This is a genomic window from Tessaracoccus sp. MC1756 (genome assembly GCF_014164735.1).
Taxonomy (GTDB): Bacteria; Actinomycetota; Actinomycetes; order Propionibacteriales; family Propionibacteriaceae; genus Arachnia.
In genome coordinates this window covers 1-22971 of sequence record NZ_JACJFZ010000006.1, presented here as the reverse complement: position 1 = coordinate 22971, position 22971 = coordinate 1, and the positions used below count along the sequence as shown (strand labels likewise).

Here is a 22971-nt window from a genome sequence, read left to right as displayed (position 1 = left end):
GGGGCCGACCGCTGTGCTCAGGGCAGTGGGTTCCGAGGTGAGGTTCAGGTGGTCCCGAGTGCGCCGGTGAGGTCGGCGTCGGGGGAGTCGACGATCAGGAGGCGCACCTGGTCGCCCCTGACTCCGACGGTCTCTGACCACACGGTGCCCAGGTTCCGGCGTCCCACCCAGGTGTCGTCGGTGGCGCTGACCTTCTCCGTGACGGTGCCGACACAGGCCTCAGCCTGACGCAGCCACTCGGCGAAGTACGCCGAGGCGTCGGTGGCGGTGGCGAACTCGAGCGTCAGGCCCACGCCGGCGTTGCCTGCGTCGTCGCTGAGGTTGCCCTCAAGGGCCGCCACGGGCTGCGGGTAGGGGCGGATCTCCGTGCAGCCCAACGCGACGGCGGCGTAGGCCGAGTGCTCCGGCGAGGTGGCGTGCACCCAGGTGTCGTTGCCCATGAACCCCTCGTCGGGGCTGCCGGGCCTGGCGGTGGGCCGCCATCCCTCGGCCGTGGCGACGTCACCGGGGGCGAGCCCGCCGGCAGTGCTGGGCGCCGGTGCGGTGGGCGCCGGGGGCGGCTCCGAGGGCGGGGCGGCGGTTCCCGCAGCGGCGCTCGAGGCCGGGGTTCCTGCTGGGCTCGGGTCCACCGTCGGCGTGGCGGTCGACGGGGAGGGCTCGACGGTGGGCTCAGCGCTGGGCGTGGAGGTGGGCCCGGCGGCCGTCGAGGCGCTGGGCGTGGGTGGGACCACCGTCGGTTCCGGCGTCTCCGGGGACGGGGCGCACGCCGACAGCAGCGCTGCCACCGCGAGCGCCGAGTGCCGCGCGAACCTGGCGCTCATCGCTTCTCGAAATGGTGCCAGTCCCACCCGGAGAACCAGCTCCAGCCGTGCGACTGGAACGCCTTCACCGGGGCGCTGGTGGTGGTGAGCATGCCCGGCACGACGGGGGTGCGCTGCACGTACGCGGTGCTGGGGTGCCACTTCCCGGTGGGGTCGCGGTACGGGTTCTGCCACGGGTTGACGTCGACCGCATAGCCGTAGCTGTGCGGCGACATGGCGTACGGGTTGCCCACCACGGTGCGGCAGTTGAAGCCCGAGGTGTTGTTGGCGGCCATCATCGCCAAGTCGTCGCCGCCGAACACGTCTGGATTGGTCATCTGGTAGACCGGGAAGCCGGCCTCGAACGTGCGCCGGAAGACTTCGGCGACCTCCGCCGCGCGCGAGCGCCGCACGATGATCTCGCCCCGGTAGACGCGCCCGTCCATCGACTGCTGGTTGATCCGGATGGTGCTCAGGCCGCTGGGGCCCACGGGGCAGCCGCTGCGGTACGTGGCCGACACCTCGGCGGCCGTGGTGTTCGAGATCACCGGGTTGGCGATGCGGGCCCGCTCGATGCCCAGCGACGCGCTGCTGGGGATGGTGGACCCCCAGGGGAGATTGGCGCACATCCTGACCTGCGTGGTGCCGAGCGTGCCGAGCCCGTGCCGGTAGGTCAGCTGGTAGCTGCCGTCGGAAGTGGTCCGCGCCTCGCCGGTCTTGAACCAGCCGCCAGGCACCGCCGCGTAGGCCTGGACGAGGAGGTCGCCGATGCCGGGGGCGACGCGGCCTGTGATGGTCGCCGTGCCGAGCGGGTCGATGCGGGTGGCGGAGGTCAGGCTGACGTCGGCGCGGCGGAGCTCCACCGCGCGGGTCGCCTCGCCTCCCGCAGAGGTGACGACGAGGGTGGCCTGGCCGACGAACCCGCCGGCCAGCCTGGCGGTGAAGGCGCCGCCGCTGAGGGTCGCGGTGGAGGAGGAACGCACCACACCCGCGGCGTCGCGCAGCTCGACGGCGACCGCGGCCCCGTCGTCGCCGCCGCTGACCGTCCCGGTGACCTCGATGTCGCCGAGCCGGTCGTAGAGCACTCCCGTGGGATACACCGGGTGCTGCACCGACCGGATGGTCACGGATGCGGCCAACGCTTGCTGGGTCGCCTCGACGAGCGGCTCGGCTGTGTCCTGAGCCGCAGTCGCAGGGGCGGTGCCCTCCGTAGCGGCACCTGGCTCTGAGGGCTCCGGGCTTCCTGGGACGGCGACTGCGTCCGAGGGCTCCGGGCTTCCTGAAGCGGCCCCCGGATCGGTGTAGCGAAGGCCGCCGACCGCCGAGTCCGGCTCACAGAATGAGGCGACCACCCCGGAGTCGGTGAAGCGCACGATGTTGTTGAACACCCACTGATCGCGCGCCACGTAGCCGCCCGAGGAGCCGCGCGTGTACGTCGTCATCCAGATCGACGACCGGCAGGCCCCGCGGCCGGTCCACTGCGTGTCGCACTCGGTCTTCCAGCGTCGCCCGCCGCTGGTGTGTTCGCCGGGCGTGGCCAGCACGTTGCCCACCCACTGCGCCCGGGGGGAGGGTTTGTAGGTGAGGTTGTTGAAGGTCCAGCCGTACTTCTCGACGTAGCGGCCCGCGCTGTAGGTGACGGTGGTTGCCTGGATCTCGGTGCGGCACCGCTCCACGGTGGAGGAGTACGGCTCGCAGGTGGTGCGCCACTGTCGACCATTGAGGGTGTGCGTACCGGGGGTGGTGTAGACGTCCAGCGCGACAGCGGTGTCGCTCACCGGGACGATCAGGAACCCGAGCGCCATCAGCAGGCCCAGCAGGCCGGAGCCCAAGGCACGTCGTCGTCGCAGAGGCCACCTCATCACGTCACCCTAACAGCGGCACCGGATCACGTCATCCCCTTGTGGTGACTGACCTCGAGCCGGTGGAGGTGCTTGTCAGGACCAATTGAGGCTGCGTCGGGAGACGAACCGGCGGGGTTCGCCGTCGACCGGATCCGGGAATTCCAACGAATAGGCCAGCAGGCGCAGCGGGGTGGAGAAGTCGTCGATCTCCGTGGGCAGCACGTCCGGGTAGAGGGGGTCTCCGAGGAGGGGGATGCCCAGCTGGTCGAAGTGCGCGCGGATCTGGTGGGTCTTCCCGGTGAGCGGACGCACCTCGTAGAGCGCGTGGCTGCCGCGCACCTCGACGATGTCGATCTCCGTGAAGGCGTTGGGTTCGCGCTCCAGGGTCTCGGCCTGCATGGTGCCGACGCGCTTGATGAGGTGCGACTCCACCCGCCGCGGGAAGCTGAGCCCCTCGTCGAACGGGGCGATGGCCCGGTACACCTTCACCGCCGTTCGCTCCGTGAACACGGAGTGGTAGGCGGCGCGCCAGCGCTTCTCGGTGGTCATCAGCAGCACGCCGGCCGTGCCGCGGTCCAGGCGGTGCGCGGCGGACAGCTCCGGCAGGTCCAACGCCTGGCGGGCCTTGACCACGGCGCTCTGCACCACGTGCCGGCCGCGGGGGATGGTGGAGAGGAAGTGCGGCTTGTCCAGCACGACGATGCGCTCGTCGCGGTGGAGGACGGTCAGTTCGCCGGGCACCTCCGCCTCGTCGCGGAGTTCGCGGTGGAACCAGACGAAGGTGTGCGGGCGGTAGACCTCGCGCCCGGTCCACGGCCGGCCTCGGTCGTCGACGAACGCGCCGCGGGCGAGCATCTCGTCGACGTCCTCCGGAGAGGTGGCGAGTTTATGGACGAGCCACTCGCGCATGGTGGGCCAGGGGAGGGCGTTGTCAGGATCCCTGTCCGGGGTGCGCACCCACGCTGCCTGCAGCCCGTGACGGGGCGGCAGCGGCGACCTGGGTGGCATGTTCTCCTCCGAATTGGCGGCGAGGGTGGGATTCGAACCCACGGAGCGTTGCCACTCGGCCGCTTTCAAGGCGGCTGCACTAGTCCACTATGCGACCTCGCCAGTGCCCCACCATGGTAGCGGGTGGCGGCAGGTAGGCTCAGCCCATGCCTGAGACGGTCTACCTCATCCAGCCGCGTCCCCCTGTGCGGGCCTTCGCGATCGCCGCCGTGAGCAGCCTGCTGGGCGCGCTGCTCCTGGTCGCGTCGCTGAGCTCCGGTTGGCACGTGCTCTGGGCGGTGCTGGGAGGCGTCGTGATGGTGACCGGGCTGGTCCTCCTGGTGCTGGCCTTCACGTCGATGAGCCGCCTGGCGGTGGAGGTCACGTTCGACGACGACGGCTACCGCGTGCGCGGCCGCGAGGTCGAGGGCGAGGGCCGCTGGCTCGACGTGAGCAAGGTCACCCAGACCCAGAGCGGCACCCGGGTGACCATTCATCACGGGCACGAGCGGGCCACCTACCTGATGTTCCCGGGGAACGACCCGAAGCAGGTCGACGATGTCGTCACGGATCTCCGCGAGCGTCTCCGCACGGTCAAGGGAATTTAGGCCCCGACTACTCGGCTTCGCCGTTCCACGCACACGCGTCGGCGACGGTCTGCGCACCCTCCTGCAACTCCTCCGGCGTGCCGGAGGGCGACGGTGACGCCGTGGTCTCTTCTTCGGCGGGCGCCGGCGTCGAGGGGGCTGCCGAGGTGGGGGCAACCGACGTGGGCGCGACCGCTGTGGGCGTGGGCGACGGCGGGTTCAGCGCGTCCTCGACGGACTGGCGCATCGCCTCGAAATCCGGATCCGCGTACGAGTAGCCGTTCTTGCCCGGCGAGTAGACCAGCCGCTGCACCTTGGCGTCCTTGACGCGGAACGCCAGCTGCACGAAGGCCTTGAGGTCGCGCTGGGGGATGTCGGTGGTGACCATGTGGGACGCGGCCTGCGCGATGCCCTCGTAGCTGGTCAACATCGTGGCGGGGTTCGCCTGCTTGATCACCGCGTCAATCAGGCACGACTGGCGCGCCATGCGGGAGTAGTCCGACGTGGTCTTGCGGCTCCGGGCGTACCACATGGCGTCGTAGCCGTTGAGGCGCTGGTCCGGGCCGGGCATGAGGCAGCGGTCCTCATCGCGGCAGTTGGTGGCCGTGCCCTTCGGGAGCGGCTCGTTGATGTTGACGACGACTCCGCCCATGGCGTTGATGAGCTGCTGGAGACCGTCGATGTCGAGCATCATGAAGTAGTCGATCTCCAGGCCGGTGATGCCCTCGACGCCTTCCTTCAGGGCCTCCGCGCCGCGGTAGGTGTTGCCCTGCAGCAGGTTGGGGTAGTCGAGTTCGACCTTGGCCCAGATGCTGTTGACCAGCCATTCCGCCTCTGGTTCGCCGCGGAAGCCCCTGGGGAACGCCTCGGCCATCTCGGAGTCCTCCGGGAACGGCGTGTACTGCACGTTGCGGGGGATCTGCACCAGGAGGGTGTCGCCGGTGGCCGTGTCGATGGAGGCCACCATGATGGTGTCGGTCCGGACGCTGTACTTCTCCACCTCGTCCGCGCGGGCCTCGTTGCCGTCGGCGCCCAGCAGCAGCACGTTGACGCGGGGGACGTCCTTCCAGGGGTCCACCTGCGGTTCGGTGGCCAGCGTGGGGCGCGAGGTGGACTGCACGCCGCCGTCGCCGGTGTCGCCGCCGGGGCCGAAGACCCTCTCCACCAGCATGATCTGGTCGTGCGAGTAGCGGGCTCCCAACGCCGACGGCGCGCTGACGCCGAACGCCAGGGCGGCCACGATGGCGGCGCCCAGGAGCCTGCGCCCGTGCTGGAGGCCGCCGGGGCGGGTGGCGATGTGCGTGGTGGCGATGAGCGCCACCCACACCAGGCCCAGCACGATGAGGGAGACGCTGGCGCGGTTCAGGAAGTCGGGGTCGACGGCGATGCTGGCGAAGCTGGCGGTGTCGCGGAGCGCCCAGTTGAGGAAGTAGAGGCCCAGGCCCAGGGAGCCCAGCGCGGTGGCCGCGCCGACGACCTTCAACCAGCGCTGCGGCGCGCCCAGCAGGCCGGAGCCGGGCAGGACAGTCGACGCGGCGGTGAGCAGCAGGGAGGTGCGCAGCTTGCGGCGCTTCACCTCGTCGGGATGCAGCGACGCGCCAGGCTCTGCGATGGGGGTACCGCCGAGCGTCACAGCCGGGGGAGTGGGGCGCGGCTTCGCGGTGGGACGGGGCTTGGGTTCCTCACCGAACGGCACGTCGGCCCACTCGTCGCGGGCCTGCAGGGCGCGTTGCGGGACGGGCGTCGGCTTGGCGCTGGCCCGGAACCAGCTGTGATCCTCCAGGCGGGAGCGGTGCAGCGCCGACGTCTCCTCCGAGCCCTCCTCGGGCAGGTCGAAATCAGGCTCGTCGCCGAGGCTGTAGCCCCGTCGCGGCTTGTCGTCGCTCATCCATGCTCCCTGGGTGGTCCTGCGCGCCAGTGTAACCCGCACTGTTTTGGCGCTCACCATTGTGCTCGGCTAGGCTGGTTCGGCACTGGAGGTGTCGCCTAGTCCGGTCTATGGCGCCCGCCTGCTAAGCGGGTTTCGAGCTTCAACTCGATCGCGGGTTCAAATCCCGCCACCTCCGCCAGTGAACCAGAACCCCCGTCTCGGGGGTTTCTGCGTCTCCGGGGCTTTCACCCCGCCGGCGTGACGCTCCGCGCCACTGTGCTTCCCGCCCGCGGCCCTAGGCTGATGCCCATGGCTGGCCTCACTGATCTCGGCGCGATGCTGCGCGAACTCTCCCCCTCCGTGCGCGACGGGCGCTTCGTCTACGTGCTCCGGGCCGACGACACCCTCGACGACTACGACTGGGAGGCGCTCGAGGTGGAGGCCCAGGCCGTGATCGTGGAGGAGGAGGGCCGCACGCTGATCCTCGAGGAGGAGGTGGCGCTCGACTACGACAAGCAGTTCGACGGCGTCTTCGGCTGGATCACGCTCGAGGTGCATTCGTCCCTCCAGGCGGTGGGGCTGACCGCCGCCGTATCGACCGCCCTCGCCGGGGCCGGGATCAGCTGCAACATGCTGGCCGGGCTGCACCACGACCACCTCCTGGTGCCCGTCGAAAGCGTCCCCGGCGCGCTCGAGGTCCTGGAGCGGCTCACCTCGACCCCGTGAACGCCCTCCAGATGGGGTCACCGTGCCCGCATCGGTGGGGGTGACCACATCTGAAGGACAGCTACCGGGTCAGCCCGCGTTCGTGGGCCAGGAGGTACTCCTTGCGGTCCACGCCCCCGGCGTAGCCGATGAGCTTCCCTGAGCTGCCCACCACCCGGTGGCAGGGCACCACGATGCTGATGGGGTTGCGGCCCACGGCCGTGCCGACCGCACGCGAGGCCGACGGGTTCCCCAGCGCCGCGGCGATGTCGCCGTAGGTCAGCGTCTCGCCGTAGGGGATGGCGGCCATCTCCGACCACACCGAGCGCTGGAACTCGGTGCCCACCGGGTTCAGCGGCAGGTCGAAGTCGGTGCGCTCACCGTCGAAGTACTCGCGCAGCTGCTGGGTGACCTCGGGGAGGGCGTCGTCCACCCGTTCGCCGAACGTCTCCAGGCCGGGCGCGTGCCGGTGCTCGACCATGTAGATGGCCGCCAGCCCGCCGTCGCGCTCGACGATCGTGAGGGCGCCGATGGGGCTGTCCATGATGCTGTAGGTGCTCATTGATCCTCCGGGTGGCAGGCCGGACGGCCCGGGATGGTGTTGACGGCGTGGGGTGTGAGGGCCCACAGGTACTGCGTGGCGTAGCTGCGCCAGGGGCGCCAGGAGTCGTGGCCGGCGGGGCTGATGCCGAGTGCCTCGGCGCCGCGGACGACGCCGAGGTCCGTGGCGGGGAGGGCGTCGGGGTCGCCGAGCCCGCGCATCGCGATCATCTCGATGCTCCAGGGGCCGATCCCCTTCAGGCCGGCCAGCGTCCGCCGGGCCTCCGCGCGGTCGGCCCCGACACCCAGATCGAGTTCACTCCCGGCCAGCGCGCGGGCCAGCCGACGCAGCGTCTGGCGGCGCGAGTCCGGGAAGGCCAGCGCCGAGTCGGGGACCTCTGCCACGGCCTCGGCGGTGGGGAACAGGTGCGTGAGCCCCGGGACGGGGGTCTCGACGGCGGCGCCCACCGCCGCGACCAACCGCGCCCCGTGGGTCTGGGCCGCAGCGGTGGACACCTGCTGCCCGAGGACGATCCGCACGGCCAACTCGTCACCGTCGACGCTGCGAGGGATCCGGCGACCGGGATGCTTCCGCACGAGCGCGCCCAGGTGGGGGTCGCGGCCGAGGTGGTCGGCGACCGCGACGGGGTCGGCGTCGAGGTCGAGCAGGCGCCGCACCCGCGAGATGGCGGTGGGGAGTTGTGAGACGTCGGTGAGCCCGAGGCGGGCGCGGACGCCACCGGCGGCGGCCGGCCACAGCGAGACCACCCCGTAGCCCGAGGGGAGCCGCAGGGTCCGGTGGTAGGCGCCGTCGTGGAAGGACTCGACGCCGGGGATCGCGGTCGCGATGAGGTGGCCGAACACGTTGCAGGGGCAGAAGGGGGTGCGGGTGGGGAGGGTGAGGTCGACGAAGGTCAGGCCCCCGCTCGACGGCGTGGGCCGCCGTCGGGTGCGGGCGCGCAGCTCGGTGGGGGTGGCGGCGTACACCTCGGCGATCGTGGCGTTGAACGAGCGGAGGCTGGAGAAGCCCGACGCGTAGGCGACATCCGTGAGGCGCAGGTCGGTCGCCTCCAGCAGGGTGCGCGCGGTGTGCGCCCGCCGCGTGCGGGCCAGAGCGACGGGCCCGGCGCCCACGCCGTCGGCGAGGAGCCGCTGCAACTGGCGCGGCGAGTAGCCCAGCGTGGCGGCCAGCCCCGGGACGCCCTCCCGGTCCACCACGCCGTCGTCGATGAGGCGCATGGCCCGGCCGACGGTGTCGCCGCGCACGTCCCATTCCGGCGACCCCGGGGCCGCCCCCGGGAGGCAACGCTTGCATGCGCGGAACCCGGCGGCCTGCGCGGCCGCAGCGGTGGGGTAGAACCGCACGTTGCCGGCCTGCGGGGTGCGCGCCGGGCAGGAGGGCCGGCAGTAGATGCCGGTGGACGTGACGCCAGTGTAGAACACCCCGTCGAAGCGCGCGTCCTTCGCGCGGATCGCCCTGAGGCAGGCGGCTTCGTCGGTGTGCATGCCTCCAGTGTGACTGACGACGACTGCCTGAACTAGCAGGAATGCGACACGACGGTGACGCGGATTTCCGTGCACCAGGCCCCGTTTTGGCGAATCGGCGAAGAACCGCGTATAGTCTCTTCTTGCCCAAGCGCTCGTGGCTCAACGGATAGAGCATCTGACTACGGATCAGAAGGTTGCAGGTTCGAATCCTGCCGAGCGCGCCAAGCATCACCCCAAGTGAGGACCATTTGGGAGGCATGAGAGGCTCCCTCGGGGGCCTCTTTTCGCATTGATGGGGGCAACGATGGGGGCAACCAGCTCGTGAAGGCGCACGAAGTTGACCTCGGTTGACCCAGACACCGCAGTTCTTGTTCGGCATCGTCCATAGGAGAGCGGCTCCATCCGGGGCCGCCGGACACGAGGGGCAAGAGATGGCTGGCAAGCGCGGCAACGGCGAGGACTCGATCTACAAGAGCGATGGGCGGTGGTACGTCCAGGGCTACATCGAAGAAGGTTCGGGCCCGATCAGGCGAAAGGTCTCGGCCAAGACCAAGGGCGAGGCCGTCAGGAAGTGGCAGGAACGAAAGAGCGAGGCAGCTCTGGGTGCGCGTCGGCTCGGGCAGCCGAAGAACGTCGCCGCACTGCTGCAGCACTGGATGGACCTGAGGAGCCCGGACCTGAAGTACAAGACCCGCATTGGCTACGAGGGCTCCATCTCCCGTCACCTGGTCCCCTACTTCGGTACGCGCAAGGTGACCGCGGTCAGGGTCGCCGACGTCGAGCGCTGGCAGCATGAGCTGGGCACCGTCCAGGGGCTGAGCCGCTCCACGATTCACCAGGCCCGGACCATCTTGAGCCAGGCGTTCGACATGGCCATCCGTCACGGCGACCTCCTCGCCAATTCCGTGCGGCTGGCCCACCACCTGAAGAAGGACAGCGCGCGGATCCAAGCACTGACCGAGGGCCAGGCTCAACAACTGATGAGGTCCCTCGCGCCCGAAGATGTACAGGCCCGTGTGCGCCTCCTCCTGGCGTTGACGCTGGGCTTGCGTCAGGGAGAATTCCTCGCCCTGCAGTGGCGGGACGTCGAGCTGGACGCTCCGAACCCGCACCTCGTGGTCAGGGCCAGCCTTCAGCGGCAGACGGGGAAGGGGCTGGTCCGCTCCACGCCCAAGACGGTCAGGTCGCATCGGACGCTGCACCTTGCGCAACCTCTGGTGGACGCCCTGCGTGCGCTCCGGCTTGAGCAGAAGGAAATCTTGCTGCGCTCTGGGGGCACCTACAACCCTGACGGCTACGTGCTCGTCAGCTCGGCGGGAACCCCCATCGACGCGGCCAACGATCGCAAGCATTGGTACAAGCTGCTGGAAGTTGCCGGGCTGCCGCCTGTGCGAGTGCACGCCGCCCGCCACACGGCAGCGACCCTGCTGCTCCAGGAAGTGGGTATGCATATCGTGCAGCAGGTCATGGGGCACACGGACATCCGCACGACCGTCGACATCTACGGCCACCTCACCCCCGCTGACGGCGCTCTTGGGATTACCAACGTTGCCGCGCGACTGACCGCTTGAGCGACCTTCCGACTCCTCGGTTAGACCAGACTCCGTAGGCCCGGTACCCCCCACCCTTTAGTGGACGGACCCGGAGAGCCTGCCAGGCTTCATACACGGGCAATCCAGCGCTCGGCGGGCAGTGGCCAGAGTCCCAGCAGGAGGAGCGAAGAAATCCAGATGGGTTTACGCGGACAGCCGCGATCAGCTGCGGTGTCATGGATGTACACCCACATGCGCCATACGAAAGGCACCGCTCCTATGCCAGCACCACTCCTCTACACCGTGAAAGAGGCCGCTTCCCTCCTCAGCATCGGTCGAACCCGAGTCTACGAACTCCTGAACCAGGGAAGCCTGGAGAAGGTCAAGATCGGGAACTCCACCCGGATCCCCGCCGACGCGCTGCAGACCTTTCTCGACGCCCTCCGTCACACCACCCACTGAACCAACCCACCGCGCACTCGGAGCACGCCACTTCAGTGGCACATGGATCACGCGCCAATCGCCGATTGGAGCGAACAATGAACACACTTGCATCCTCGTTGTACCTGCCTTCCACCGTGGTCGAGCCGATCGGCTCCGCAGCACCAGGTGCGTCCACCCCCGTCCATGTGGACAAAAACCGTCCACCTTCCCTTACTGACAGAGCCACGAAGGATGACAGGGAAAGGACGATTGCCGGAGGTATGGAGGAACGCCATGCAGCACTCCAGTCTCCACACGATCTGGAGGAGGAGCATGATGCGGGAGCGGGGGTAGACAGTCTCCGTACCGATTGGGGAGTGGACACCGTCAAGCTCTCCTTCCGGGTGGACCCCAACCAGTCCCTCACTCATGCCGCGTTCTGGGCAAGGACCAGTAGCCAGATCCGCCCGGGTACCCACGTCGAAGACGAGACCCACATCGGCTTCGTGCACTTTCCGAATGGCAATGCACGCGTCACACTCTTCGCACAAAATCAGGTCTGCCATGTGGAGTTCAACGCTGCGCGGTTGATCCACGGCAAATCCACCCGCCTCCTTCCTGTCGCAGACCTGCAGAAGGTCGTTGAGGGGGTCATCAGGGAAGTGAGCCGCTATTCCGGTCCCGATTTCATCCACACCGGCCGGGGCGGGTTGCAGCATTGGGAGGAGGACTGGCCTGGGCGGGTGACGATCAAGCGGCTGGATGTTGCCCGCAACTTCATCGTCAGCGATGCCGCACTCATCAAGCGTGTGCTGCCCGCGATCCCATGCAGGTACGGACGCAGCCGAGCCGAGCACACCAACAGCACCGCGGGCTGGACCTTGTCCAACTCCACCCGACGGAGTGGCCAAGACCGGCTCTACGACAAGCAGGCTGAACTGGCCAACCGGTCCATCGAATGTTCCGTGACAGAAGGAGACGGCAGGCTTTTCAGGTTCGAGGCGGAGTTGCAGGGCCACAGGCTCAAGACCTACGGGCTGACCAAGCTCAGGGATGTCTCCACCGAGGCCTCCTGGAAGGCCTTGGAGGCCCGCTGGCACGCCGTCAGGTGGGGTTCCCCACTTCCGGGAGGCTCCGGAATAATGACAGCTCTCAGGCCCCTGAAAGCACTGCAGCAGCGGAGGATGCTCGGAGATCTCCATCTCGCTGCAGCCGGGATGGCGAAGGACGTGCTCACCCCAGCTCAGTACAAGAGGTTCCAAGCTGACGCCAGGAAGCTCGGGCTGACACCGGGCATGCCGGTCGAGCTCCTGGGGGAGCCCGAGCAGTACCTAGACCTTGTCGAAGGCCGCCTGATGCCGCTAGGCCATCCTTCCGTCACGCAGCTCGTGGACAGCAACGATGAAACGGCCGATGCTGGATAGAGCCCCCTTCGGCGCCTACCTATCCGAGCCCCAGGAAGCGCTCCAGGAAGGCTCCCAGGCGGGCCAGCACTCGATTCTTCTTCTCGGCGTGGCCTCCGCCTGCTGCGGCGAAGCGGGAGGCCGGAGGGAGGATCCTGGTGACGGAGGTCCCTGCGGTCTGGAGGGAACCGTCGGCGAAGGCGTGGTCGACGAAGCTCCGGGTTTCTGCTGGCTTGAGGCTCTCCTCATCGATGATGGCCTGGAGTTCCGCGTCGCGGCGGGCGACTATATAGGTCTGCCATTCGCGGTCTAGTTCCCCCTGCGTCGACACCGAGTCGACGAACTCCTCGATGAGGTCCTTCTTGCTGCGCAGGGACGGAGACGCGTCGACGGCACGGGTGATGGTGGCGCGCAGTTCCTTGTCGTCGCCGTCGCCGCGCTGCTGACGGTACTGCTCGACCAGCATGAGGACGAAGTCGACGTTGATCTCCACCTGCTTGACCAGCTCGATCTCGAACACCACGTCGTCGTTGATGGTCTCCCGTTCGGAGTCCGTGACTGCTCGGTACTGCGCGTGGAGGTCGAGGTAGCGGCTGCGATAGTCCTGGCTCTGCCGGTCGGTCAGCAACTGCTCTCCGGCGAAATCGTCGAATGCGGTCAGGATGTTGGTCAGGCGGAGAATGGCGCCGAACAGGCCGATGAACGCCTTCTCCTCGCCCTCGCCGATCAGTTGCTGGTGCAGGGGGAAGCGGTCCAGCAGTTCGGTGACCTTCTCGCCGTACTCGGCGTAGTAGTCAGCGTACGGTTTGAGAAGGACCACGCCGCGGGCGTCGCGGTTGCCGAATAGGGCGATGGCGTCGTTGGTCTGCTGCTCCAGGTCCCGGAACGACACGATGTTGCCGTAGGTCTTGACCGAGTTGAGGATTCGGTTGGTGCGGGAGTAGGCCTGGATGAGGCCGTGGGCGCGCAGGTTCTTGTCCACGAATAGCGTGTTGAGCGTGGTCGCATCGAAGCCGGTGAGGAACATGTTCACGACGATGACCAGGTCGATCTCGCGGTTCTTCAGCCGCATCGACAGGTCTTTGTAGTAGTTCTCGAACCGCTGGGCCGAGGTGTCGAAGCTGGTGCCGAAGAGGTCGTTGTAGTCCTGGATGGCGTCCTCGAGGAAGTCGCGCGCCGACGCATCGAGGCCGTAGGTGTCGAAGCCCTCCTCGTCGATCACGCTGTCGTCGAGGGCTTCGTTTGCGGCGTAGGAGTAGATCAACCCGATCTTGAGCTGTTGATCCGGCGGGAGGTCCTGTTGCTGGAGGTGGAACTGGTTGTAGTAGCGGCGGGCCGCGTCGATGGACGCCGTGGCGAAGAGTGCGTTGAACCCCCGCACGCGTTTCGCGCCCAGTGTGTAGGCCTGCGACCGCTTCGTCTTCTGGTCGAAGTGCTCCAGCGTGTAGGCCACGACCTTGGCGATCCGCTCGTGCGCGAGTAGGGCCCGTTCGGTGTCGATGGAGGAGACCTGCTTGTCGACGACCTGCCCGACCTGGACGGTGTTGACGTAGTCGATGCGGAACGGCAGCACGTTCTTGTCGGTGATCGCGTCGACGACTGTGTAGGTGTGCAGCTTCTCGCCGAAGGCCTGCTCGGTGGTTCGGAGCTGGGGATTGCCACCCGTGCCGGAGTTGGCGGCGAAGATCGGGGTGCCGGTGAAGCCGAACAGGTGGTAGCGCTTGAACGCCCGGGTGATGGCGGTGTGCATGTCGCCGAACTGGGAGCGGTGGCACTCGTCGAAGATGATCACCACGTGGCCGCTGTAGATCTCGTGGCCCTTGTTCCCCGCGATGAAGGTGGCGAGCTTCTGGATGGTGGTGATGATGATCCGCGCCGACGGGTCCTCCAGTTGCTTCTTCAGCACGGCCGTGGAGGTGTTGGAATTGGCCGCACCCTTCTGGAACCGGTCGTACTCGCGCATGGTCTGGTAGTCCAGGTCCTTGCGGTCGACGACGAACAGCACCTTCTCCACACCAGGCATCCGGGTGGCGAGTTGGGCGGCCTTGAAGCTGGTCAGCGTCTTCCCCGAGCCGGTGGTGTGCCACACATACCCGCCCGCGGCGAGGGTGCCGAGCTGCTTGTAGTTGGTGGCGATCTGGATCTTGCTGAGGATCTTCTCGGTGGCGACGATCTGGTAGGGCCGCATCACCAGCAGCAGCCGGTCCGAGGTGAGCACGCAGTAGCGGGTCAGGATGTTGAGCAGCGTGTGCCGGGCGAAGAACGTCTTCGCGAACGCGGGCAGATCCTGGATCGGCCGGTTGCTCGCATCCGCCCACCAGGAGGTGAACTCGAACGAGTTCGACGTCTTCGTCACGCGCTTCGACCCCGACGCCTCAGCCAGGTGCTGGCGGCGGGTGGTGTTGGAGTAGTACTTCGTCAGGGTGCCGTTGGAGATCACGAACAGCTGCACGTACTCGAACAGGCCCGTGCCGGACCAGAACGAGTCGCGCTGGTAGCGGTCGATCTGGTTGAACGCCTCCCGAATGTCGACGCCTCGACGCTTCAACTCCACATGCACCAACGGCAACCCGTTGACCAGGACCGTCACGTCGTAGCGCGTCGCGTGCGCCCCGCCACCGTCGCCGACACCAGTCTCGTACTGGTTCAGGACCTGCAACCTGTTGTTGTGGATGTGCTCCTTATCGATCAACCGCACATTCTTCGTCGACCCGTCGTCTCGGCGCAACAGCTTGACGTGGTCCTCCTGAATGGTGACCGTCTTCTCCACAATCCCCGCGTTGGCGCTGGCCACCTGGCTGGTGAAGAACTGCTCCCACTCCGCATCAGAGAACGTGATCTGGTTCAGCACCTCCAACTGGCGCCGCAGATTCGCCACCAGATCGGCCTCGCTGTGCACGTGAAGGCGCTCATAGGCCTGCGACTCCAGGATCCGGATGAACTCCCGCTCCAGCTCGGCCTCCGACTGATACCCCGTAGCCGACGACGCCTCGGCCGGGTACTCGGCCACCACCGTGCTCTCCGCACTGATCGCGATCGGCTCGAAATGCGTCGCCCCCGTCACATCCCCTCCGTCGCTTCCGGAAGGCCCCGGTTCTCCCACGCAGCGTAGGTGCCGCCCTCCCACACCCACTCGACCCGCCCGTTGCAGGAACGGCCAAGCGCGATAGCGCCAGCGGTCGACGGCGACGTGAACGGCACGTCACGGGTCAGGCGCCCCACCTTGCCTTCGACGACGATCGAGCCGTCCGCTACCAACTTCTGGTGCTGCGCACGGTATGAGGCGTATGCCCGCTGCGTGCTCTGCGCCTTCCCGGTGCCCGACCAGGCACCCACCACCAACGACCCGGCCAGAATCGTGAACTCATCACCGAACAGCTGTGCCCTCGCCTGAACACCCAGGTGGGGCCGGGTGAGGGTGAAGACGGGGGAGTCCGTGGACGGTGTGGGCTCCACCTGGGGGGCGGTGCGGGTGCGGATCACGTTCACCCCGAGGACCGGCAAGATGATCTGCAGGTGGTTCAGGAAGGACTCCATGTCTGAGGCCTGGGCCTCGGAGAGCTTGCGGCCCTGGGGCGTGTTGTCGTTGCGGAGCGTGACGCGGGCGGCCTGCCTCGCCAGGTCGACCAGCCGTGCCTCGAGGTAGCCCCAGTGGCCCTCGTTGAAACCGTCATCTTTGGCGGTGATGAGGACGACCCGGTCCCAGAACTCCTTCTTGGCCTTGTGATCCTTGAACCGGTTGCGGAAGTTCTCGGTGCGGCCGATGTAGCAGTTCACGCCCCCGACGGCGTCATCGTCGTCGCCGAGAAGCAAGTAGGCCCCGTTGCGCTGGGCCTCGTCGCGCTTGAGGATGTCGGCCAGGTCAGCTCGTGGACCGGAGAGCACGTGCCCGGTCCAGCCGGCGATCTCCGCGGTCGTGACTCCACCAGGAATGCCCTCAACCAGGAAGAGTTCGATGTGTTTGCCGTTCATCGCTTCTCCTCGAAGGTGAGTAGCTTGTCGCGGTAGTACTCATACTGTCGACGACGGGCGGCGAGTTCCGCAGGCAGGCCGACGTCGAGCCCGTGTGTGAGTGCCTCCAACAAATCGAGTGTCCGAGCAACGCGTCGCTGTTCGGGAAGGCTCGGCAGAGAGAGTTTGATCTTGACCAGTTCTGCCTGCCGGATTCCCGCGACCGTCGAACCAGTTGCCCTAGCCATCAGCTCTAGGCGCGGTGGGCCCATCCTCAAGAGGTGGTACAGGTAGCGCCCCTCAAGAACATCCGGTCGTGGCCGCAAAGCGAAGAGCCTTTGGCCCAGCGCCCAGTCAACCTCACGGTCTATGAAGGCTAGTGCGCCAAGTGGGGCCTCAGATGTAAGCAGGACGTCACCTGGGAGTAGCCGCTCGCGCATCCACTTGGCGAAGATTGTGTCGTCGATGTAGTGGTGGTCGTTATCGTCAACGCTCCCGGCTTTGATGTTGAGTGCTGAGATAACACGGTGACCGTTCTTGCTCCAGTCACCTCCAAGCTTCCGGGGCGTCTTGCCTCGGTGATCGATGATCAGCGACACAGCGTCAGCGAGTGTGATGCCCGATGCCGCGTGTTCTGCCATGGAAAGCATGGCCGTCGAGTAGTGCGCATACTGTGAACGCCGCGCCTCCAGCTCCGCCTCCAGCTCCGCCTCCAGCTCCGTGAAGTGATCCAGGATGCGGACGATCTCGCGCTGCACCTCAATCGGAGGGACCGGGACGCGCGAGCACTCCAGCTCCCGGGATGAGAGGTGCTTGACGGTCGACCCAGTGATCGATGCGTGAATCCGATCCAGTACTTCTTGAATCTGGTAGTAGACGAAGTCGGGCATGATCTCGGCAGAAAAGCTCTGCAACCGGCAGACCCGCTGGTTGAGTAGCGCTCGACCGTACTTCCATCGGTTCACGCGGAAATCGCCGTCCATCCCGATGAGAATGTCGCCCTGTTCAACGATCCACCTCTCATCGAACTCGCCTGAGTAGAATGTGTCGGAGAAGCCTGTATTCACATCGCGAATGCGAACGACCGGTAGTCCGATATGATCTGAATTGAACAGGGCCGCCTTGAAGGCATAACCATTAAAGACGGTGCATACGTCTCCGAGTGGTTTGAATTCGACACCATCTGGACACAACTCCTCGATGAGGTCGTCAATGCGGCTCACGCGTCGGTTCCTTCGAGGTCGGCGACGATCTCATCGATTGCCAGCCGCAACTCCTGTTGGCGGGCGACGATGCGGGCGATCTCGGCGTTGAGGGCGGTGATGTCGGTCTCTTCGCGGGTGTCTTCTTGTTCGACGTAGGAGGACACGGCGATGTTGTAGTCGTTGTCGGCGATGTCGTCGGCGGTGACGAGGGTGGCGTAGTGGGCCTCGTCGACGCGGGCGGTGAAGGCGTCGAGGATGCGGCGCTGGTGGGGGTCGGTGAGCTTGTTCTTGTTCCCGGCGCGGGTGAATTCGGCGGAGGCGTCGATGAACAGGACCTGGTTGTCGGTCTTCGACTTTTTCAGCACGATGATGCAGGTGGCGATGGTGGTGCCGAAGAACAGGTCTGGGGGGAGTTGGATGACGGCGTAGATGTAGTTGTTGTCGATCAGGTACTGGCGGATCTTGCGTTCCGCGCCGCCGCGGTAGAGGACGCCGGGGAACTCGACGATGGCGGCGGTGCCGTCGACGGCCAGCCAGCTGAGGATGTGCATGGTGAAGGCGAGGTCGGCCTTCGACTTCGGGGCCAGGACCCCGGCGGGGGAGAAGCGGGGGTCGTTGATGAGCAGGGGGTTGGCGTCGCCGTCCCATTTGATGGAGTAGGGCGGGTTGGACACGATCGCTTCGAACGGCTCGTCGTCCCAGTGGGCGGGGTCGGTGAGGGTGTCGCCGTGGGCCAGATCGAACTTCTCGTAGTTGATGTCGTGGAGGAACATGTTGATCCGTGCCAGGTTGTAGGTGGTCAGGTTGATCTCCTGGCCGTAGAACCCGTTGTGAACGTTGTCCTTGCCCAGCACCTTGGCGAACTTCAGCAGCAGCGATCCGGATCCGGCTGCCGGGTCGTAGACCTTGTTGACCGACGTCTTGCCCACCACCGTGATGCGGGCCAGGAGTTCCGAGACTTCCTGCGGGGTGTAGAACTCGCCCCCGGACTTACCGGCGCTGGAGGCGTACATGGTCATCAGGTACTCGTAGGCGTCACCGAACAGGTCGATGGTGTTGTCCTCGAAGTTGCCCAGGGGGAGGTCGCCGATGGCGTCGAGGAGCTTGACCAGCTTCTCGTTGCGGCGGGCGACGGTGGGGCCGAGTTTGGAGCTGTTGACGTCGAGATCGTCGAAGAGGCCCTTCAGGTCGTTCTCGCTGGGGGTGCCGAGCGCGGAGCCCTCGATGTTGGTGAACACCCGCTCGAGCGTCTCGTTCAGGTTGGCGTCGTGCTTCGCGCGGGCACGCACGTTCACAAACAGCTCGGAGGGCAGGATGTAGAAGCCCTTCTCGGCGACCGTGACTTCGCGCCCGAACTCTGCCGCGTCGTCGCTCAGTTCCGCGTAGTCGAATCCAGCCACGCCCGCGTCACGCTCGAACCCGTTGAGATACGAGGCGAGGTTCTCGGAGATGAACCGGTAGAACAGCATGCCGAGCACATAGCTCTTGAAGTCCCAGCCATCGACGCTGCCCCTCAGGTCGTTCGCGATGCGCCAAATGGTCTTGTGTAACTCAGCGCGCTGGGCTTCCTTGGTAGTGGGGGCCATGTGGCGTCGTCCCTCCCTGGTCGTCGGTGGCTCGGTGAGGCCCACCCTAGCGATGACCAGTGACCGGCGGGCCCAGGGGCTCCCGGCAGGTGCGTGCTGCTCGATCCCGCTGTGCCGACGCACCATGTGGGATGCAGGGCTAACAGTTACTAAGAGGCCTCTTCGTCCAATCAGGCAAACGCGGAACTTCTGGCCTATTACTAACGAGCACGGCTAGAGGCCTAAAGCGTGGCGGATCCTGCCGAGAGTGGGCGAACAGCGGAGCCATGAATCGCCTCTCTTGTGGGGCGTGGGCCTGGCGAGCCACGCGCCGTGGAGTGGCGTAGGAGGGCAGTGGCATGGGGGCAACGATGGGGGCAACCAGTGTGTACCCCTGCGAACGCTCTAGAACGTTATCCCAGCATCTGGCATTGTCAGAGGGGTAATATCGGACACAAGCGAACGCTGCCGAACAGCAAACGCGGGGACTACGGATCAGAAGGTTGCAGGTTCGAATCCTGCCGAGCGCGCCAGCGGAAGGCCTAGCCGGTCCATGACCGGCTAGGCCTTTCTTCATGTCATGTCAGCCACCCTTTTGCACGCGTTCTTGGCGGGATGAACGCCCGCCGGTGAGCCGATCCCCTGATTAAACTCGACCGATCCCCAACGCCGTCGGATCCAGCCGTCAGGCGCCCGATCAAGGAGAGTCGCGCATGGCCACGAAGAAGTCTCCCGCGAAGAAGTCCGCCAAGCCCCAGCAGGCCGCCGTCGACGAGGGCGCCCTCTCCGTTCCGCCGCCCGGCCCCGGTGTCGAGAACCCGGCCGTGGAGGAACCGACCGCCCCCACGGCGCCGCCCCCGCCCAAGCCCTCACAGCAGGGGCCCGACACGGTCACCCCGACGGGAGCCCCCACCGGGGCGCCTCCGGAGGCGGTGGGCCAGCAGGGCGAGTTCCTCACGACGTCGGTGGGCGCGCGGCTTCGTGAGACTGACCGCTCGCTCAAGGCCGGGCCCCGTGGGCCGATTCTCCTGCAGGACCACCACCTGAGGGAGAAGATCACCCATTTCGACCACGAGCGCATCCCGGAGCGGGTGGTCCACGCCCGTGGCACCGGCGCGCACGGCGTGTTCGTGGCCAACGGGCGCGCGACGAAGATCTGCCGCGCCGCGTTCCTGAAGAAGGGGGTCGAGACGCCGACGTTCGTGCGGTTCTCGACCGTCGTCGGGTTCCGTGGGTCGTCGGACACGGTCCGCGACACCCGCGGGTTCGCCACGAAGTTCTACACCTCTGAGGGCAACTACGACCTGGTGGGCAACAACATGCCGGTCTTCTTCATCCAGGACGGCATCAAGTTCCCCGATGTCGTCCACGCGGTCAAGCCCGAACCTGACAAGGAGATCCCCCAGGCGCAGAGCGCGCACGACACCTTCTGGGATTTCGTGTCCCTGCACACCGAGGCGCAGGCCCACACGGCCTGGAACATGTCGGACCGCGGCATCCCGCTGTCGTATCGGATGATGGAGGGTTTCGGGGTCCACACGTTCCGCCTGATGAACGACGCCGGTGAGACCAGCCTGGTCAAGTTCCACTGGAAGCCGCGACAGGGCGTGCACTCGCAGGTGTGGGAAGAGACCCAGCTCACCGCCGGCAACGACCCCGACTTCCACCGTCGCGACCTCTACGACGCCATCGACGCGGGCGCCTACCCGTCCTGGGACCTCGGCGTGCAGGTGATGCCGGACACCGAGGAAGAGACGTTCGAGGGCATTGACCTGCTCGACCCGACGAAGCTCGTGCCCGAGGAGCTGTGCCCGGTGGAGATCATCGGCACCATGACGCTCAACCGGCGGCCCATCAACTTCTTCGCCGAGACCGAGCAGGTGATGTTCAACCCCGCTCACCTCGTGCCCGGTATCGACTTCACCAACGACCCGCTCCTGCAGGCGCGGCTGTTCTCCTACGTCGACACACAGATCACCCGGCTGGGCGGCCCGAACTTCAGCCAGATACCCATCAACCGGGCCCATTGCCCAGTCAACGACATGTTCCGCGACGGCTTCCACCAGCACGCCGTGCACGGCGGGGTCGCGCCGTACAAGCCCAACTCCCTCGACGGCGGGAACCCTGCGGAGGCCACCGAGGACGACGCAGGATTCATCGACATCCCCACGCCGGTGGCGGGCGACAAGACGCGGGAGCGCCCGGCGAGCTTCGAGGATCACTTCAGCCAGGCGACGCTCTTCGTCCGTTCCCTCAGCCCAGTAGAGCGGCAGCACCTGGCGCGGGCCTACACCTTCGAACTCGGCAAGTGCTACGAGGAGGCCATCAAGGTGCGCCAACTGGCATGCCTGGCCAACATCGACGCGGATCTGTGCGCCCAGGTGGCGCAGGGTCTCGGCCTGCCGGTGCCTGAGCCGACGGTTCCGCCGGCCGACGTGGAACCCAGCCCTGCGCTGTCGCAGGTGGGTGAGAAATGGCCGGTGACCGGGCGGAAGGTGGCTCTCGTGGTCGACGCCGACACACCGCCGAAGGCGATCACCGCCGCCAAGGATGCCGTCATGGCCGCGGGGATGGTGCCGTTCGTCACGGCCCCGCATGGCGGCAAGCTCGGCGACGTGGTGGTGGATCGCACGTTCCTCACCGCCGCTTCCATCGAGTTCGACGCACTGATGGTGGTCGACGCGCCCGAGCCTGCACCGGATGCCCTTCCGACGTTCGACGCCAAGGCAGGCCAGGACACCGTCGGCCAGCCCGTCGATCCGCGGGTGGTGAAGTTGGTGGCCGAAATGTACCGGCACTGCAAGGCGATCGGCGTCGAGCCGGGGTCCAGGGAGGTGCTGACGGCCGCCGGAGTCCCTCTCGATGCGCCGGGCGTGCTGACCGGGGAGGCCGGCGATGTGGTGGCCGGGCTGGCCGGCCTCCTGGCCAGCCATCGGGTGTGGGAGCGCTTCCCCGCCCCAGCGCCGGCCAGCTGATCCCGGGCTCCGGCTCCGTTCGGATCGGTGGATCCGAACGGAGCGGGGCGGCCCGAAGCAGGCTGAGGAGATGAGCGACGGTGCTTGCCGACGGATCTCCGTCGAACCGGGGGAGGCCACCTCCCCCAGCGTGGAATGCTTCGACGGAGTCTGGCGGGTGCGTTCAACCGATGCCGTCCGCCAGATCCTCAGGGAGCGCGACGCCACCACGCAGGCCGGCTTCAACTCCGAATCCATCCCGGACGGCACCATGGCCGATCAACCCATCCTGTTCGTGGACGGCCAACCGCACCGGCAGCAGCGCAGCAAGATCGCGCGCTTCTTCGCGCCCAAGACGGTGGCCACCCGCTATCGCGGGATGATGGAATCGCGTGCACCGTGATCAGCGCCGCCTCGGCACGTTTGCGGCGCTCCAGCAGCCATTCGGGGAAGTAGGTCCCGGTGCGGAGTTTAGGGACGGCGACATCAACGGTGCCGACACGGGTATCGAGGGGCCGGTGGCGGTAGCCGTTGCGCTGCGCCACCCGCCCCGTGGAAGGCTGGCCCCATTCGGCGCCGCACACCAGATCGGCATCGGCGGACAGGAGCTGGTTGATCATCGTCTGCAGCAGGCTGCACATCATGTCCGGCGAAGCCTCGGTGAGGAGGTTGCTGAGCACGTGAGCAGGGTCGACAATGTGAGGAGCGGTCATCGTGGTTGATTTCCTTTGAGAGAGTTGTGAGAGATGAACTCGAAGGATCCCACGGTGACCGCCCTGCCGTCATCGACGGTCACGGCCACTGCGGGACTACACCACTATGAGGGACTTAACTTGTCCGACCCGTACTTCCTGCAGGCAAGCTGAATCGCACTGGGTTTGATGGAGACTCGCCCTATTTGATTCCTACCAGCTGTTGTTGATTCCTACCAGCTGTTGATGGTCGGTTTGTTCAGCATAGAACGCGTTCTCGAACTCGGCGGGTGGGAGGTCGCCGAGGTATCCGTGTAGGCGTGTGGTGTTGTGCCAGTGCACCCACCCGAGGGTCGCGAGCTCGAGGTCCTCGACGCTCTTCCATGGACCGGGCCGGGCGGGACCGCGGACCAGTTCGGTCTTGT

18 protein-coding genes, 3 tRNA genes and 1 pseudogene are annotated in these 22971 nt (G+C 66.9%); 9 read left to right on the top strand and 13 right to left on the bottom strand.

Annotated elements, in window-relative coordinates:
- Positions 1-44: 44 nt before the first annotated feature.
- From H5393_RS12610 to H5393_RS12595, 4 genes are all read right to left on the bottom strand, one after another.
- Complete coding sequence (locus tag H5393_RS12610; protein WP_182762853.1) at positions 45-821, bottom strand: hypothetical protein; 777 nt, start codon at positions 819-821, stop codon at positions 45-47.
- Positions 818-2662 (bottom strand): M15 family metallopeptidase, encoded by a 1845-nt coding sequence (locus tag H5393_RS12605; RefSeq protein ID WP_182766958.1) that lies wholly within the window; start codon positions 2660-2662, stop codon positions 818-820. Before H5393_RS12605 ends, H5393_RS12610 begins: the two co-directional genes overlap by 4 nt.
- Positions 2663-2737: 75 nt before the next feature.
- The gene (locus H5393_RS12600; protein ID WP_209455241.1) at positions 2738-3553 is read right to left on the bottom strand and encodes a pseudouridine synthase; all 816 of its coding nucleotides are present in this window, start codon (positions 3551-3553) and stop codon (positions 2738-2740) included.
- 113 nt (positions 3554-3666) lie between these two features.
- Positions 3667-3754: transfer RNA gene (locus H5393_RS12595), tRNA-Ser, on the bottom strand.
- A 44-nt stretch (positions 3755-3798) separates the two neighbouring features.
- Between H5393_RS12595 and H5393_RS12590 the strand changes: the two genes are divergently transcribed.
- Positions 3799-4239: a hypothetical protein gene (locus H5393_RS12590; RefSeq protein WP_182766957.1), complete on the top strand. Its 441-nt coding sequence runs from the start codon at positions 3799-3801 to the stop codon at positions 4237-4239.
- Positions 4240-4246: 7 nt separating this feature from the next.
- Here the strand turns inward: H5393_RS12590 and H5393_RS12585 are convergent, their stop codons facing one another.
- Positions 4247-6106 (bottom strand): LCP family protein, encoded by a 1860-nt coding sequence (locus tag H5393_RS12585; protein ID WP_182766956.1) that lies wholly within the window; start codon positions 6104-6106, stop codon positions 4247-4249.
- Positions 6107-6193: 87 nt separating this feature from the next.
- Between H5393_RS12585 and H5393_RS12580 the strand changes: the two genes are divergently transcribed.
- Both H5393_RS12580 and H5393_RS12575 read left to right on the top strand, forming a co-directional pair.
- A tRNA-Ser gene (locus tag H5393_RS12580) sits at positions 6194-6287 on the top strand.
- Between the two features lie 110 nt (positions 6288-6397).
- Entirely contained in the window at positions 6398-6814 is a 417-nt protein-coding gene (locus H5393_RS12575; RefSeq protein ID WP_182766955.1) for an ACT domain-containing protein, read from the top strand.
- Between the two features lie 61 nt (positions 6815-6875).
- Here the strand turns inward: H5393_RS12575 and H5393_RS12570 are convergent, their stop codons facing one another.
- Both H5393_RS12570 and H5393_RS12565 read right to left on the bottom strand, forming a co-directional pair.
- Positions 6876-7355, bottom strand: coding sequence for a methylated-DNA--[protein]-cysteine S-methyltransferase (locus H5393_RS12570; RefSeq protein WP_182766954.1), 480 nt, complete (start codon positions 7353-7355; stop codon positions 6876-6878).
- Positions 7352-8839, bottom strand: coding sequence for a DNA-3-methyladenine glycosylase 2 (locus H5393_RS12565; protein ID WP_182766953.1), 1488 nt, complete (start codon positions 8837-8839; stop codon positions 7352-7354). Before H5393_RS12565 ends, H5393_RS12570 begins: the two co-directional genes overlap by 4 nt.
- 130 nt (positions 8840-8969) lie before the next feature.
- Here H5393_RS12565 and H5393_RS12560 point away from each other — a divergent pair.
- The 4 genes from H5393_RS12560 (at position 8970) to H5393_RS12545 (ending at position 12200) form a co-directional block, all read left to right on the top strand.
- A tRNA-Arg gene (locus H5393_RS12560) sits at positions 8970-9045 on the top strand.
- 207 nt (positions 9046-9252) lie between these two features.
- Complete coding sequence (locus H5393_RS12555) at positions 9253-10392, top strand: site-specific integrase (RefSeq protein ID WP_182766952.1); 1140 nt, start codon at positions 9253-9255, stop codon at positions 10390-10392.
- Between the two features lie 240 nt (positions 10393-10632).
- Positions 10633-10815 carry a helix-turn-helix domain-containing protein gene (locus tag H5393_RS12550; RefSeq protein WP_182766951.1) on the top strand — a complete coding sequence of 61 codons (183 nt, stop codon included), beginning with the start codon at positions 10633-10635 and terminating at the stop codon, positions 10813-10815.
- Between the two features lie 338 nt (positions 10816-11153).
- A complete protein-coding gene (locus tag H5393_RS12545; protein WP_182766950.1) occupies positions 11154-12200 on the top strand; it encodes a hypothetical protein in 1047 nt (348 codons plus the stop codon).
- A 19-nt stretch (positions 12201-12219) separates the two neighbouring features.
- Here the strand turns inward: H5393_RS12545 and H5393_RS12540 are convergent, their stop codons facing one another.
- The 4 genes from H5393_RS12540 to H5393_RS12525 are packed head-to-tail and all read right to left on the bottom strand — an operon-like array spanning position 12220 to position 18921.
- On the bottom strand, positions 12220-15243 hold the full coding sequence (locus H5393_RS12540; RefSeq protein WP_182766949.1) for a type I restriction endonuclease subunit R: 3024 nt from the start codon (positions 15241-15243) through the stop codon (positions 12220-12222).
- Positions 15240-16151 carry a GIY-YIG nuclease family protein gene (locus H5393_RS12535; RefSeq protein ID WP_182766948.1) on the bottom strand — a complete coding sequence of 304 codons (912 nt, stop codon included), beginning with the start codon at positions 16149-16151 and terminating at the stop codon, positions 15240-15242. Before H5393_RS12535 ends, H5393_RS12540 begins: the two co-directional genes overlap by 4 nt.
- Positions 16148-17353 (bottom strand): restriction endonuclease subunit S, encoded by a 1206-nt coding sequence (locus tag H5393_RS12530; protein WP_182766947.1) that lies wholly within the window; start codon positions 17351-17353, stop codon positions 16148-16150. Before H5393_RS12530 ends, H5393_RS12535 begins: the two co-directional genes overlap by 4 nt.
- Positions 17350-18921 carry a type I restriction-modification system subunit M gene (locus H5393_RS12525; protein ID WP_182766946.1) on the bottom strand — a complete coding sequence of 524 codons (1572 nt, stop codon included), beginning with the start codon at positions 18919-18921 and terminating at the stop codon, positions 17350-17352. Before H5393_RS12525 ends, H5393_RS12530 begins: the two co-directional genes overlap by 4 nt.
- A gap of 692 nt (positions 18922-19613) precedes the next feature.
- On the opposite strand from H5393_RS12525, the gene H5393_RS12520 reads away from it, so the two are divergent.
- Together H5393_RS12520 and H5393_RS12515 are read left to right on the top strand one after the other, a co-directional pair.
- Positions 19614-21875 (top strand): catalase, encoded by a 2262-nt coding sequence (locus tag H5393_RS12520; RefSeq protein ID WP_182766945.1) that lies wholly within the window; start codon positions 19614-19616, stop codon positions 21873-21875.
- A gap of 70 nt (positions 21876-21945) precedes the next feature.
- Positions 21946-22257 (top strand): hypothetical protein, encoded by a 312-nt coding sequence (locus H5393_RS12515; RefSeq protein ID WP_182767034.1) that lies wholly within the window; start codon positions 21946-21948, stop codon positions 22255-22257.
- Here the strand turns inward: H5393_RS12515 and H5393_RS12510 are convergent.
- Together H5393_RS12510 and H5393_RS12505 are read right to left on the bottom strand one after the other, a co-directional pair.
- Positions 22244-22567, bottom strand: a pseudogene (locus tag H5393_RS12510) (transposase); the annotation flags it as partial. The gene H5393_RS12515 and the pseudogene H5393_RS12510 sit on opposite strands and share 14 nt — an antisense overlap.
- A 192-nt stretch (positions 22568-22759) precedes the next feature.
- On the bottom strand, positions 22760-22971 hold a 212-nt coding region (locus tag H5393_RS12505; protein ID WP_182766944.1), incomplete at its 5' end, for an IS3 family transposase.